At 64.7% G+C, this 286-nt stretch carries 1 pseudogene; it reads right to left on the bottom strand.

Going from position 1 to position 286, the window contains the following annotated elements:
• Positions 1-286, bottom strand: a pseudogene (locus U5A58_RS40645) (urocanate hydratase); the annotation flags it as partial.

Raw genomic sequence — 286 nt, 5'->3', positions numbered from 1 at the left:
CGCCACCGAGCCGGTGTCGAGGTGGTCGCGGCCGATCACGATCGGCGCCTTCAGTTCGCCGTTCTTGACCATTTCGTTGAACGCCTGGCCCAGACGATAGCGGTCCTTCACGCCCACCCAGCAGATACGTGCGGGCAGCCCCTGGAACGCAATGCGCTCGCGCGCCATGTCGAGCCAGTTGTGCAGGTGCGGATCGTCAGGGATCAGCTCCTTGACCTTGGCGTCGGTCTTGTAGATATCCTCAGGATCGCCCGAGAGCGCCACCCAGCGGAACGGGCCCTTGCCT

Origin of the sequence: Paraburkholderia sp. J7 (assembly GCF_905220155.1) — a bacterium.
Taxonomy (GTDB): domain Bacteria; phylum Pseudomonadota; class Gammaproteobacteria; order Burkholderiales; family Burkholderiaceae; genus Paraburkholderia.
This window is presented reverse-complemented; position numbering and strand designations above follow the sequence as displayed.